9 protein-coding genes are annotated in these 12,938 nt (G+C 53.6%); 5 read left to right on the plus strand and 4 right to left on the minus strand.

Features of this window, described 5'->3' with window-relative positions; all coding sequences use genetic code 11:
- Window positions 1–81: 81 nt before the first annotated feature.
- The 5 genes from ynfE (at window position 82) to EBA31_RS07680 (ending at window position 6,141) form a co-directional block, all read left to right on the plus strand.
- Window positions 82–2,535: a selenate/tellurate reductase subunit YnfE gene (gene ynfE, locus EBA31_RS07660; protein WP_122078114.1), complete on the plus strand. Its 2,454-nt coding sequence runs from the start codon at window positions 82–84 to the stop codon at window positions 2,533–2,535.
- A 137-nt stretch (window positions 2,536–2,672) separates the two neighbouring features.
- Window positions 2,673–3,290: a DMSO/selenate family reductase complex B subunit gene (locus tag EBA31_RS07665; RefSeq protein ID WP_122078117.1), complete on the plus strand. Its 618-nt coding sequence runs from the start codon at window positions 2,673–2,675 to the stop codon at window positions 3,288–3,290.
- Between the two features lies 1 nt (window position 3,291).
- Window positions 3,292–4,152: a dimethyl sulfoxide reductase anchor subunit family protein gene (locus EBA31_RS07670; protein ID WP_122078119.1), complete on the plus strand. Its 861-nt coding sequence runs from the start codon at window positions 3,292–3,294 to the stop codon at window positions 4,150–4,152.
- Window positions 4,153–4,204: 52 nt separating this feature from the next.
- The gene (dmsD, locus tag EBA31_RS07675) at window positions 4,205–4,822 is read left to right on the plus strand and encodes a Tat proofreading chaperone DmsD (RefSeq protein ID WP_116690817.1); all 618 of its coding nucleotides are present in this window, start codon (window positions 4,205–4,207) and stop codon (window positions 4,820–4,822) included.
- Window positions 4,823–4,995: 173 nt separating this feature from the next.
- Window positions 4,996–6,141, plus strand: coding sequence for an MFS transporter (locus EBA31_RS07680; RefSeq protein ID WP_122078121.1), 1,146 nt, complete (start codon window positions 4,996–4,998; stop codon window positions 6,139–6,141).
- Between the two features lie 52 nt (window positions 6,142–6,193).
- Here EBA31_RS07680 and pflA read toward each other — a convergent pair whose 3' ends face one another.
- The 4 genes from pflA to ycaO form a co-directional block, all read right to left on the minus strand.
- On the minus strand, window positions 6,194–6,934 hold the full coding sequence (pflA, locus tag EBA31_RS07685) for a pyruvate formate lyase 1-activating protein (protein WP_020826121.1): 741 nt from the start codon (window positions 6,932–6,934) through the stop codon (window positions 6,194–6,196).
- A 304-nt stretch (window positions 6,935–7,238) separates the two neighbouring features.
- Window positions 7,239–9,521 carry a formate C-acetyltransferase gene (gene pflB, locus EBA31_RS07690; protein WP_020826122.1) on the minus strand — a complete coding sequence of 761 codons (2,283 nt, stop codon included), beginning with the start codon at window positions 9,519–9,521 and terminating at the stop codon, window positions 7,239–7,241.
- 54 nt (window positions 9,522–9,575) lie between these two features.
- Window positions 9,576–10,436 carry a formate transporter FocA gene (gene focA / locus EBA31_RS07695; protein WP_020826123.1) on the minus strand — a complete coding sequence of 287 codons (861 nt, stop codon included), beginning with the start codon at window positions 10,434–10,436 and terminating at the stop codon, window positions 9,576–9,578.
- A gap of 452 nt (window positions 10,437–10,888) precedes the next feature.
- Window positions 10,889–12,652 carry a 30S ribosomal protein S12 methylthiotransferase accessory factor YcaO gene (gene ycaO / locus EBA31_RS07700; RefSeq protein WP_122078124.1) on the minus strand — a complete coding sequence of 588 codons (1,764 nt, stop codon included), beginning with the start codon at window positions 12,650–12,652 and terminating at the stop codon, window positions 10,889–10,891.
- Window positions 12,653–12,938: the final 286 nt, after the last annotated feature.

Consider the following 12,938-nt stretch of genomic DNA (forward strand, 5'->3'; position numbering starts at 1 on the left):
ATCAGTTCTGTCTCCTCTGCTCGCCGCCTTGAGTCAAAGGCATGACGTTTATCAATACCAGGGTAAAACGTGGAGTGAGTTATGTCGGAAAACAAAGAAAACAGCCAAGTGTCTGCAGGCGTTAGCCGTCGCACCTTGGTAAAGTCCGGCGGTATCGTCGGGCTGGCTATGGCCGTGGGGGGTATAGCCTTACCGTTTAGTCGCCGCGCATTGGCGGATTCAATCAGCGAAAGTGTGCAAAAAAACGCGCAGGATAAAGTGGTTTGGGGGGCTTGCTCGGTCAACTGCGGCAGCCGCTGCGCCTTGCGTTTGCACGTGCGTGATAACGAAGTCTATTGGGTCGAAACCGATAACACCGGGTTGGACGCATATGGCGACCACCAGGTTCGGGCCTGTTTGCGTGGCCGTTCTATTCGCCGCCGCATGAATCATCCCGATCGTCTGAATTACCCGATGAAACGCGTTGGCAAGCGGGGTGAAGGCAAGTTCAAACGCATCAGTTGGGAAGAAGCTTTTGATAGCATTGCCGACAACCTAAAACGCATCGTCGAACAGTACGGTAACGAAGCAGTATATATCAATTACACCTCGGGCATCGTCGGCGGCAACATTACCCGTTCGTCACCGAATGCGTCGCTGGTCGCTCGGCTGATGAACTGCTATGGCGGTTACCTCAGCCAGTATGGCACCTACAGCACAGCGCAAATCGCCTGCGCCATGCCCTATACCTATGGCAGCAACGAAGGCAACAGCACGTCTGACATCGAAAACAGCAAGCTGGTGGTGATGTTCGGTAACAACCCGGCGGAAACGCGGATGAGCGGCGGCGGCATTACCTATTATCTGGAGCAGGCGCGTGAACGTTCTCATGCGCGCATGATCGTTATCGATCCGCGTTATACCGATACGGCCGCCGGACGTGAGGACGAATGGATCCCTATTCGTCCCGGCACGGATGCGGCATTGGTTGCCGGGCTGGCGCATGTATTGATCAGCGAACAGTTGGTCGACCAACCGTTTCTGGATCGGTATTGCATCGGCTATGACGAAAAAACCTTGCCAGCCGATGCGCCGGTAAATGGGCATTATAAGGCTTACATTCTTGGGCAAGGTGAAGACGGCGTTGAAAAAACGCCGCAGTGGGCGGCGAAAATTACCGGCATTCCGGCCGAACGTATTATCAAACTGGCGCGGGAAATAGGCACGGCGAAACCAGCCTACATCTGCCAGGGCTGGGGGCCACAGCGACAGGCCAATGGCGAACTGACCTCGCGTGCAATCGCCATGCTGCCTATCCTGACCGGCAATGTTGGCATCAATGGCGGCAACAGCGGGGCGCGTGAATCAACCTACACCATTACCATTGAGCGGATGCCGGTATTGGCAAACCCGGTCAAAGCGCAAATCTCCTGTTTTAGCTGGACCGATGCCATAGTGCGCGGTCCGGAGATGACCGCCAAACGCGACGGGGTTCGTGGGCAGGACAAACTGAATGTGCCGATCAAGTTCATCTGGAACTATGCCGGTAACACCATCACCAACCAGCATTCCGACATCAACAAAACCCACGATATTTTGCAGGACGAATCCCAGTGCGAAATGATCGTGGTGCTCGAAAACTTTATGACCTCGTCGGCCAAATATGCCGACATTTTACTGCCGGATCTGATGACCGTCGAACAGGAAGACATTATTCCCAACGACTATGCCGGCAACATGGGGTACCTGATCTTTATCCAGCCTGCAACCCCCGCCAAATTTGAACGCAAGGGCATCTATGAGGTGCTGAGTGAAGTGGCGCGTCGGCTGGGGCCAGAGGTGCATCAGAAGTTCACCGAAGGGCGTACCCAGGCGCAATGGCTGCAACATTTGTACGCCAAAATGCAGGACAGGGATCCGCTGTTGCCGGGTTATGAAGAGTTGCGCAGTATGGGGATTTATAAGCGCAAAGATCCCAATGGGCATTTTGTCGCCTACAAAAAATTCCGCCAGGATCCCGAAGCGAATCCATTAAAAACGCCTTCCGGCAAAATAGAAATCTATTCCTCCAGGCTGGCTGAGATCGCCGACAGCTGGCAGTTGGAAAAAGATGAAACCATCAGCCCGTTGCCAATTTACGCCTCTACTTTTGAAGGTTGGGACGATCCTCTGCGCAACACTTACCCATTGCAAATGTTTGGCTTCCATTACAAGGCCCGTACCCACTCGACCTACGGCAACATCGATGTGTTGCAGGCGGCCTGTCGTCAGGAGGTGTGGATCAACCCACTGGACGCCCAGTCGCGCGGCATTATCGGCGGCGACAAGGTGCGGGTATTTAATGGGCGTGGCGAAGTGCGTGTCGAAGCCAAAGTGACGCCGCGGATCATGCCTGGCGTTGTCGCGATGGGGCAGGGAGCCTGGCATCAGGCCGATATGCGCGGTGACCGTGTCGACCATGGTGCCTGTATGAATACCCTGACCACCCACCGGCCTTCGCCGTTGGCCAAGGGTAATCCGCAGCATACCAACCTGATTCAAATCGAAAAGGTATAACCCTGCGTACTTGAAGCCGCATCTTTGTTGGCCGCCTGCGCTTACCCCAGTCACGTACTACCTGTACGCATCCTGGGGATGCGCTTAGTTGCCGCCGCGATGCAACTCCAACTACCCCGGGTGTAAGGGAGGACCAAATGACTCAGCAATATGGATTCTTTATCGATTCAAGTCGTTGCACTGGCTGCAAAACCTGCGAACTGGCCTGCAAAGACTATAAAAATTTGACGCCGAACGTCAGTTTCCGCCGCATCTATGAATATGCCGGAGGAGATTGGTTCCAGGATGGCGACGGCTGGCAACAAAATGTATTCGCTTATTATTTGTCGATTGCCTGCAACCACTGTGAAGATCCCGCCTGCACCAAAGTGTGTCCGACCGGCGCGATGCACAAGCGGGAAGACGGCTTTGTGGTGGTGAATGAAGAGGTGTGTATCGGCTGTCGCTACTGCCATATGGCCTGCCCATACGGCGCACCGCAGTACAATTCGACCAAGGGCCACATGACCAAGTGCGATGGCTGTTATAAGCGGGTAGCCGAAGGCCATAAACCTATCTGCGTGGAATCTTGTCCACTGCGGGCCCTGGATTTTGGCCCGATTGAGCAACTGCGGCAGCAGCATGGCTCTCTGGCGCAGGTGGCCCCCTTGCCGGCGGCGCATTTTACCCGACCGTGCCTGGTGGTAAAACCCAATGCCAACAGCCGCCCAAGTGGCGACACCACTGGCTATTTGGCCAATCCAAGGGAGGTTTGATATGGGTATGGGATGGCAAGAATGGCCGCTGATGTTGTTTACCGTATTGGGACAATGTGTGGTAGGAGGGGTTATCGTCATGGGGCTCGCCATAATTGGCGGTAACCTGAACGAACAGCAGCGCAGGGCAGTTCACCGCGCGATGTTCTTCCTGTGGTTGTTGATGGGCATCGCTTTCATGGCTTCCACGCTGCACCTCGGTTCGCCGTGGCGGGCGTTTAACTCGTTGAACCGCATTGGCGCTTCGGCATTGAGTAACGAAATAGCCGCTGGCGCCTTGTTCTTCGCCGTCGGCGGTTGTTATTGGCTGCTGGCGGTATTGGGCAAAATACCGCCGTTATTGGGGCGCGTGTGGTTGTGGGTGACCATGGCACTGGGCCTGGTCTTTGTTTACATGATGACGCGGGTATATCAAATCGATACGGTGCCAACCTGGCATAACGGTTACACTACGCTGAGCTTTTTCCTGACGGTACCGATCGGGGGGCCGATGCTGGGCGTTTTGTTGCTGCGTTTTGCGGGGCTGGATGTTACAACCCGGCATTCACTGGCTACTCTGAGCGTGGTGGCGCTGTTGGTCAGTCTGGGGACCGTTATGATGCAAGGCTACGAACTGGCCAGCATCAGCAGTTCGGTACAGCGGGCATCAGCGCTTATCCCACAGTACGGGCAATTAATGGTTGGGCGTTTGGTGCTGGTGGTGCTGGGGTTGGGCTGCTGGATCTGCCCGCTGTTGCGCCGTGGTAACGCTAGCGTGATGGGAATGGCTTTAGGTTTGATTCTGGTTATCGCCGGTGAGCTGGTCGGGCGGGGCGTGTTCTACGGCCTGCATATGACCGTCGGCATGGCGGTGGCCGGTTAATATTGTAGTGAGGCGCAGTGATAAACTGCGCCCTTAAAAGGATCCTTGATTTATGACGCTTGAAAATATCGCTTTAACGGGGCGGGTACTGGGTGTGTTGCTGTACGCGCCGCCAGAAAGTGAAGACGGCCAACAGCTCTTGGCAACCCTGTCTGAATCTGAGTGGGTCAAAGAGTGGCCGTACGGCGATGCTGATCGGTTACAGACGGCGGCTGCGCTGATTGCGACCGGTATTGAAGATCAACAGGATGAATCCCTGGCGGAAGCTTACCAACGTCTGTTTGTGGGGCCTGATACCTTACCGGCGCCATTATGGGGTTCGGTGTATCTGGACAAAGAGAACGTGCTGTTTGGTCATTCTACCCTGCGGTTGCGCAAGTGGTTACGGGCCAACGGCATTGAAGCTCAGCACGATCGCAATGAGCCGGAAGATCATATTGGCACTTTGCTGATGATGGTGGCGTGGCTGGCCGAAGAACGTCAGGGCGGGTTGGTCGAGCAACTGCTGACGAAACATTTGTTGCCATGGGCACCACGCTATCTGGAACTGCTGGAAGCCAATGCGCAGCATCCTTTCTATCAGGGATTGGCGCAATTGGCGCAAATCACCCTGGGTGCCTGGGGTGCGGAATGCACGGCTGAAGTTGAATCTTTAGAACTGTATTTCTGATAAAAAATGAATGGCCGTCAGGTGCCTAAAATTGCAGGCGCCGGCGGTCACTCCGCCATTAAATAGGCCGCGTAATACAAATTGTGCGGTATACATATAAGAGCTGATTGACTTTTTTATCGCCAGTGGCATGATGCGCGCACTCTCATTGCGCGTTCGGTTTCAATCTCACTATGTCCGCATACTCCCGCCCAGTGCTCCTGCTGCTCTGTGGCTTGTTGCTGCTCACGGTCTCTATCGCCGTATTGAATACGCTAGTCCCTCTTTGGTTGACTCATGCTCAGTTGTCAACCTGGCAGGTAGGAATGGTAAGCTCCTCTTACTTTACCGGCAATCTGGTCGGCACGCTGATTGCGGGCAAACTCATCCAGCGCATTGGCTTTACCCGCAGCTATCATCTTGCCTGTGTGGTATTCGCCGTGGCGACTGCCGGTATGGCATTGTCGCTCGATTTTTGGAGTTGGATGGGCTGGCGTTTCTTTGCCGGCATCGGCTGCGCCTGGATCTGGGTGATCGTCGAAAGCGCCTTGCTGCGGAGCGGTAATCTGTCTAACCGTGGGCAATTGCTGGCGGCTTATATGATGGTTTATTACCTGGGTACGGTTGTCGGCCAACTGTTGTTGAGCATGGTATCGACCGAACTGTTGAATGTGGTGCCATGGGTCACGGCCATCGTGCTCAGTGCCACGCTGCCGATGCTGTTTGCCCGGGTTAACAGTCGGCACGACGAACCCCAACAGGCTGCGGTTTGGCCAATGTTGAAGCGCCGTAGCGCGCGGTTGGGGATTAATGGCTGTGTCATTTCCGGCATTGTACTCGGCTCGCTATACGGCCTGATGCCGCTGTACCTGTCCCATCAGGGCATGAGTGACGCCAACGTGGGTTACTGGATGGCATTGCTGGTCAGCTCAGGCATTGTCGGGCAATGGCCGGTTGGGCGTCTGGCAGACCGCTATGGTCGTTTGCTGGTGCTGCGCATTCAGGTGTTTGTGGTGATCCTTGCCAGCATCGCCATGCTTGGCAACTATGCGATGGCACCGGCGTTGTTTATTCTCGGTTGTGCCGGGTTCACCTTATATCCGGTGGCGATGTCCTGGGCTTGTGAAAAAGCGTTGCCGCATGAGCTGGTGGCGATGAACCAGGCATTGTTGATGAGCTATACCATCGGCAGTCTGCTTGGCCCGTCGATGACGGCGCTGCTGATGCAAAATTATTCCGACCGCCTGCTGTTTGTGATGATTGCCGCCGTTGCCCTGGTCTATCTGATGATGCTGCTGAGAAAGCCGGATCGTCACCACACTCCGTTGGCTGCCGCCTGAGCATAAAAAACCCGGCCATCGTGTGCCGGGTTTTTTGTTATCGCTAACGGGTTCAGTAAATGACTTTGTGGCCGTAGCTTTCCAGAATGCTTTTCACGCGATCCATGGTTTCCGCTTTCGGCGGATGGACGCCGTCCAGCTTGTACTCTTCACCCATCGCCACCCATTTGTGCTTACCCAGTTCGTGATAGGGCAGTAGTTCGATTTTCTCGATGTTGGTCATGTCTTTAGTGAACTCACCCAGCATATGCGTTGACTTGTCATCATCGGACCAGCCCGGCACTACCACATAACGGATCCAGGTGCGTTGATTACGTTTCGCCAGATAGCGGGCGAAATCCAGCGTGCGGTGGTTGGAAACGCCGACCAGATTCTGATGAATGTCGTCGTTCATCTGTTTGAGATCCAGCATCACCAAATCGGTGGCATCCAGCAGCTCATCGATCACCGGATCGTAGCGGCGTACAAAGCCGTTGGTGTCCAGACAGGTATTGATCCCTTCTTCATGGCAGGCGCGGAACCAATCGCGGACGAATTCTGCCTGCAGTATGGCTTCACCACCGGAGGCCGTTACGCCACCGCCGGAGGCATTCATAAAGTGACGATAAGAGACGGCATCTTTCATCAACTCTTCAACGGTCACTTCTTTCCCGCCGTGGGTATCCCAGGTGTCACGGTTATGGCAATACAGGCAGCGCATCAGGCAGCCCTGGAAGAAGACGATAAAGCGGATCCCCGGACCGTCTACGGTGCCACAGGATTCGAAGGAGTGGATGCGACCTTTCACTGACATTGCGGGGTTTTCTCCAATATTGACTGTCAAACGCAGTCTAAAAGTAGGCTCATAACCGCCAGCCAGGGATCAGCGATGCAGCAACCGGGCAAGGCCCGACGACTGGGGTGAAACGATGCCTGTTGGCCGGTTATTACGCCGGATAACTGTTTTGCCGGATATCCACCAATTCCATTCAGTATAGCTATCTGGCAAAACAGACTCTGAGTGAGTCAGGGTAGTGCATTTGCTAAAAAGGCCGGAAAGATCCGGCCCCGAATTTCAGCTTGACTACCGGGCGGGAAACCCCGCCCGGATGGGGCAATTACATCGACTGAGTGAAAGTACGAGTAATGACGTCTTGCTGTTGTTCTTTGGTCAGCGAGTTGAAGCGAACGGCATAACCAGATACGCGGATGGTCAGCTGAGGGTATTTCTCAGGGTTTTCCATCGCGTCCAGCAGCATTTCACGGTTCATCACGTTAACGTTCAGGTGTTGACCACCTTCGATAGACGCTTCGTGGTGGAAGTAACCGTCCATCAGACCCGCCAGGTTGGCTTTACGCACGTCGTCGTCTTTACCCAGCGCGTTTGGCACGATGGAGAAGGTGTAGGAGATCCCGTCTTTCGCGTAAGCAAACGGCAGTTTGGCTACGGAGGTCAGGGAGGCTACAGCACCTTTCTGGTCGCGACCGTGCATTGGGTTAGCACCTGGACCGAATGGCGCACCAGCGCGGCGACCGTCTGGAGTGTTACCGGTTTTCTTGCCGTAGACCACGTTAGAAGTGATGGTCAGTACGGACTGAGTCGGTACCGCATTACGGTAGGTACGCAGTTTCTGAATTTTCTTCATGAAACGTTCTACCAAGTCACAGGCGATGTCATCAACGCGAGCATCGTTGTTACCGAACTGCGGATATTCACCTTCGATTTTGAAGTCGATAGCCAGACCGTCTTCGTCACGGATGGTGGAGACTTTAGCGTACTTGATGGCGGACAGGGAGTCAGCCGCAACCGACAGACCGGCGATGCCGCAGGCCATGGTGCGATAAACGTCACGGTCGTGCAGTGCCATCAGCGCAGCTTCATAGCTGTACTTGTCGTGCATGTAGTGAATGATGTTCAGCGCGGTCACGTACTGTTTGGCCAGCCAATCCATAAAGTGGTCCATGCGTTCCATGACTTTGTCATAGTCCAGCACGGTGTCCATCATTGGCGCTTCTTTCGGGCCTACCTGCATTTTCAGTTTTTCATCAACGCCGCCGTTGATTGCGTACAACATGGTTTTCGCCAGGTTGGCACGGGCACCGAAGAACTGCATTTGTTTACCGACAATCATCGGGCTGACGCAACAGGCGATGGCATAGTCATCGTTGTTGAAGTCTGGGCGCATCAGGTCGTCATTTTCATACTGTACGGAAGAGGTGTCGATAGACACTTTCGCCGCGTATTTTTTGAAGTTCAGAGGCAGTTTTTCAGACCACAGGATGGTCATGTTCGGTTCCGGAGACGGCCCCATGGTGTACAGGGTGTTCAGGAAGCGGAAGCTGTTTTTGGTTACCAGAGTACGGCCGTCAACGCCCATACCTGCCAGGGACTCGGTCGCCCAGATTGGGTCACCGGAGAACAGCTCATCATACTCAGGGGTACGCAGGAAGCGCACCATACGCAGTTTCATTACCAGGTGGTCAATCAGTTCCTGCGCTTGTTCTTCAGTCAGTTTGCCTGCATCGATGTCGCGTTGAATAAACACGTCAAGGAAGGTAGACACGCGGCCGAAGGACATTGCTGCGCCGTTCTGAGATTTCACCGCGGCCAGGTAGCCGAAGTAAGTCCACTGTACAGCTTCTTGTGCGGTGGTAGCAGGACCAGAGATATCGCAGCCGTATTTGGCAGCCATTTCTTTGATCTGACCCAGAGCGCGATGCTGTTCAGCAATTTCTTCACGCAGCTGGATGGTCATTTCCAGATCTTCGCCGTTTTCCAGCTTGGTCTGCAGTGACTTGAACTGGTTCAGTTTGTCGGCCATCAGGAAATCGATGCCGTACAGGGCTACGCGGCGGTAGTCACCGATGATACGACCACGGCCGTATGCATCTGGCAGACCGGTCAGCACGCCGGATTTACGGCAGTTCAGGATGTCTTTGGTGTAAACATCGAATACGCCCTGGTTGTGGGTTTTGCGGTATTCGGTGAACACTTTTTTCAGCTGTGGATCCAGTTCGCGGCCATAGACCTTACAAGAACCTTCGACCATTTTGATGCCGCCGAATGGGATCAGCGCGCGTTTCAGAGGGGCGTCAGTCTGCAGACCTACGATGGTTTCCAGCTCTTTAGCGATGTAGCCAGCGTCATGGGAAGTGATGGTCGCGGCAACGTTGGTGTCGAAATCAACTGGCGCATGGGTGCGGTTTTCCAGTTTGATCCCTTCCATAACCTTTTCCCACAGGGTGGAGGTGGCCTGAGTTGCGCCAGCCAGGAAGGATTCATCACCCTCGTAAGGAGTGTAGTTTTTCTGGATGAAGTCACGAACGTTGACTTCGTTCTGCCAGTCACCTTTGCTGAAACCTTCCCAAGCTTTGGCTAACTTCTCGTTAAGTTCGGTCATTATACACCTACCTTTAATTGTGGAGTTCTAACTCGGCGCGCGATAACTAACAGCTTAGTGCTGTTGTTCACCACCGCGCAGATAAATTACCCAGTAAGTCAACCCAACCAGTAAACCGCCGCCAATGATGTTGCCAATGGTGACTGGGATCAGATTGTCGATGATAAAGTTGCTTACGGTCAGATGAGCAAACTGCTCGGGTGCTGCCCCTATGGCTTGCCAGAATTCCGGCGTGGCGAAGTTTTTAACCACGATACCCATAGGGATCATAAACATGTTGGCGATGCTGTGTTCGAAACCGCTGGCGACGAACATGCCGACCGGCAGGATCATGGCGAACATTTTGTCCATCAGGCTGCGGCCTGAGTAACTCATCCACACGGCCAGGCAAACCATCAGGTTAGCCAGGATGCCGAGGCAGACGGCCTCAACAAAGGTGTGATGCAACTTGTGGTCGGCGGTTTGCAGGACGTTCAGTCCCCATTGGCCGTTGGCCACCATGTGTTCGCCGGAGAACCAGATGAGCGCGACGAAGAACAGGGCGCCGATCAGGTTGCCGATATAGACATTTAGCCAGTTGGCAGCCAACTGGTACCAGCTGATGCGGCCGCTGGCTTTGGCGATGACAATCAGCACGGTGGAAGTGAACAGGTCGGCGCCTGAAACCACGACCAGCATTAACCCCAGAGAGAAGCAGATGCCGCCGACCAGTTTTGCCAGGCCGAAAGGCACACCGGCAGTGCCGGTAGTCGCAGTGATATAAAATACGAATGCGATTGAAATAAAGACGCCGGCAGTGATCGCCAAATAAAACGTTTTCAGCGGGTGCTTGGTGGCTTTATACACACCTGCATCTTCAGCGATTTTCGCCGTTGCTGCAGGTAATATCAGATCGAAGGGGTTGTCAGCTTTCACACTAACTCTCGCTTTTAAGGGTTAAAACAACGCAATGAGATACTAGCAAAGCAGTATAGGGTAAAAATTGATTTGGATCATAAGGCGGGAAACTAAAACGGCCAAAAACCAGATAAATCGCAAGGTTTATTTGGTTAATTTATTGATTTTTAAAGAAAAACAATTTTTTAATGTTTGCAAATAATTTTGAATTTGCGACCGCGTCAACCTTGAATAGGTTAAATTTTAGCGCATTTTGTCACTTTCAGAGCGGCAAGGTTTAATTATCGGTTAATTATTATTTTACCGGTCCGTAACAACTGCTGTTTTATTTATCTTGTTTACCGTTAAGTGCGTAATTAGGCAAAAAAATAAAACAAAAAAACGGCTATTTAACCGTCAAATAATTCTTTGTTATTTTTTCTATCTTGGTGTTGCGCCGGCAGAAGGCCGCCGGCGCACAGATACTGAGATTATGCCTGCGCCCAATGGCGACGCTTGGCGGTCTGCAGTTTTTCATAGGCCGCTAGCAGCGCCTGATGTGCCGGTAAGGCTTTCAGATCGCTATCGACAGTGAACAGGCCGTTAAAGCGTTCTTCACCGCTGATGGCCGCAGAGGCGGCATCCACCGTTTCCTGGCCGTACATCTTCACGAAGGCGGAATAGTATTGCGCCGGATCGCGTTCAGGCTCCTGTGTCAGCAGCAGCAGGGTTTGCAAACAACGGTAGTAGTTGCTGCGCGCCGGGCTCAATACGGAAGAGTTGAAGTCCTGTGTCCATTCGGCCCAGATCAGCGCCTGATCCAGATCGCCGCCGGCCAGCGCCAGCATTGACTTCAACTCGCCTATACGCAGGGTAGACCAGGCGTTGTCTTTGCCGGAAGCAATCCCCAGCAGCTCGCGCACGCGGGTGAAGTCGTCCAGGCCTTCGTCGTCCAGGCGCTCTAACAGCGCCAGATACTCTTGCGGCTCCCACTCGCTGCCCGGCAGCGCCAGCAACGTATCGCGCAGGTGCGCCCCCATGCTGTTGTTGGCCAGCAGCAGGTCTTCCGCCGGGTAGATGTCGGACATGCCCGGCACGATGATGCGACAGGCGTAGACATCCAAATGTTCATAGTCGGCGATATACACTTCAGCGCCTTCTTTGTCGAAGATGCTCATCAGCGTCGCGAATTCTTCCTGCGTGCTGCCGCTGAAGCTCCAGTCGACAAACGGGTAATCCGCGTCCTGTTTGAACATATCCCAGGAGATCAAACCGCTGGAGTCGATAAAGTGGGTTTCCAGGTTAGTGTGCTCCGCCACTTCTTCGTCGTCGAAGGTCGGTGCGGTGAACACGTCCAGATCTTTCAGGCTACGGCCCTGCAGCAGCTCAGTGACGGTACGCTCAAGCGCCACGCCGAAATCAGGATGGGCACCGAACGAGGCAAAACAGGTGCCGTTAGCCGGGTTAAACAGCACCACGCAGATCACCGGATAATTACCGCCCAGCGACGCGTCGTAAGACAGGATCGGGAAGCCTTCTTCTTCAAGCTTGGCGATGGCTTCTACCACGCCAGGATAGCGGTTCAGTACCTCGGCCGGGATCTCTGGCAGGCTGATGGATTCGGCGATGATGCGATTTTTCACATAACGCTCAAACACTTCGGACAGGCCTTGTACGCGCGCTTCGTTGGCGGTATTACCCGCGGACATGCCGTTGGACACGTACAGGTTACCGATGATGTTCATCGGAATGTAAACGGTCTGCTGGTCTGACTGGCGAGAGAACGGCAGGGCGCAAATGCCGCGATCACCATTACCGGACTGCAGATCGATCAGATCGCTTGCGTTGACTTCCTGATCCGGATTGTAGAAAGCATGCAGACGCTCATCGAGAATACCGGCCGGCAGCGAGTCATCGGCTGGGATCGGGAACCACTTCTCGTTCGGGTAATGCACGAAGTCACCTTCGGCAATCTGTTTCCCCAGATAGAAGTCGGCAAAGAAGTAGTTGGTGGAAAGGCGTTCGAAGTATTCGCCCAAAGCGGAGGCCAGAGCAGCTTTTTTGCTGGCGCCTTTGCCGTTGGTGAAGCACAGCGGGCAATCGCGATCGCGGATATGAACCGACCATACATGAGGTACCGGATTCAGCCAGGAGGCCTCTTCGATATTAAAACCCAGGTCGCTTAATTTCTGTTGGAAACGGGCGATAGAGTCTTCCAGCGCGGCGTCTTTGCCAGGGATAAAAGTTTGCGTCATCGTCTTCACTTCATGTTTTCATGTTGACAGGTGTTTTTATTTTGCCTTTGTTTTTCAATGTGTTATCAAAATTTAAGGCTGTATATTGTTCCAGTGTTTTTTGACGTTTTCTCATTCTTGCAGCAAAATGTGGGGTACGTGGTGGGGCCGAGCTGAACACTAAAAACAGCCTGCCATGAAGATGGCGTTACCCTCAGGGTTACCTCAACCTTGGAAGATATCTTCTCACACGTGAGATAAAAAAGGGTAGGTTCAGTCGGTTCAGTAGGTTCAATATTTTATTTGT

The organism is Serratia sp. P2ACOL2 (genome assembly GCF_003691565.1).
GTDB classification, from domain to species: domain Bacteria; phylum Pseudomonadota; class Gammaproteobacteria; order Enterobacterales; family Enterobacteriaceae; genus Serratia; species Serratia liquefaciens.

Excerpts from the sequence above, each read along its gene's own strand:
- ynfE (WP_122078114.1), top strand. The coding sequence starts at position 82 with ATGTCGGAAAACAAAGAAAACAGCCAAGTGTCTGCAGGCGTTAGCCGT.
- EBA31_RS07665 (WP_122078117.1), top strand. The coding sequence starts at position 2,673 with ATGACTCAGCAATATGGATTCTTTATCGATTCAAGTCGTTGCACTGGC.
- EBA31_RS07670 (WP_122078119.1), top strand. The coding sequence starts at position 3,292 with ATGGGTATGGGATGGCAAGAATGGCCGCTGATGTTGTTTACCGTATTG.
- dmsD (WP_116690817.1), top strand. The coding sequence starts at position 4,205 with ATGACGCTTGAAAATATCGCTTTAACGGGGCGGGTACTGGGTGTGTTG.
- EBA31_RS07680 (WP_122078121.1), top strand. The coding sequence starts at position 4,996 with ATGTCCGCATACTCCCGCCCAGTGCTCCTGCTGCTCTGTGGCTTGTTG.
- pflA (WP_020826121.1), bottom strand. The coding sequence starts at position 6,934 with ATGTCAGTGAAAGGTCGCATCCACTCCTTCGAATCCTGTGGCACCGTA.
- pflB (WP_020826122.1), bottom strand. The coding sequence starts at position 9,521 with ATGACCGAACTTAACGAGAAGTTAGCCAAAGCTTGGGAAGGTTTCAGC.
- ycaO (WP_122078124.1), bottom strand. The coding sequence starts at position 12,652 with ATGACGCAAACTTTTATCCCTGGCAAAGACGCCGCGCTGGAAGACTCT.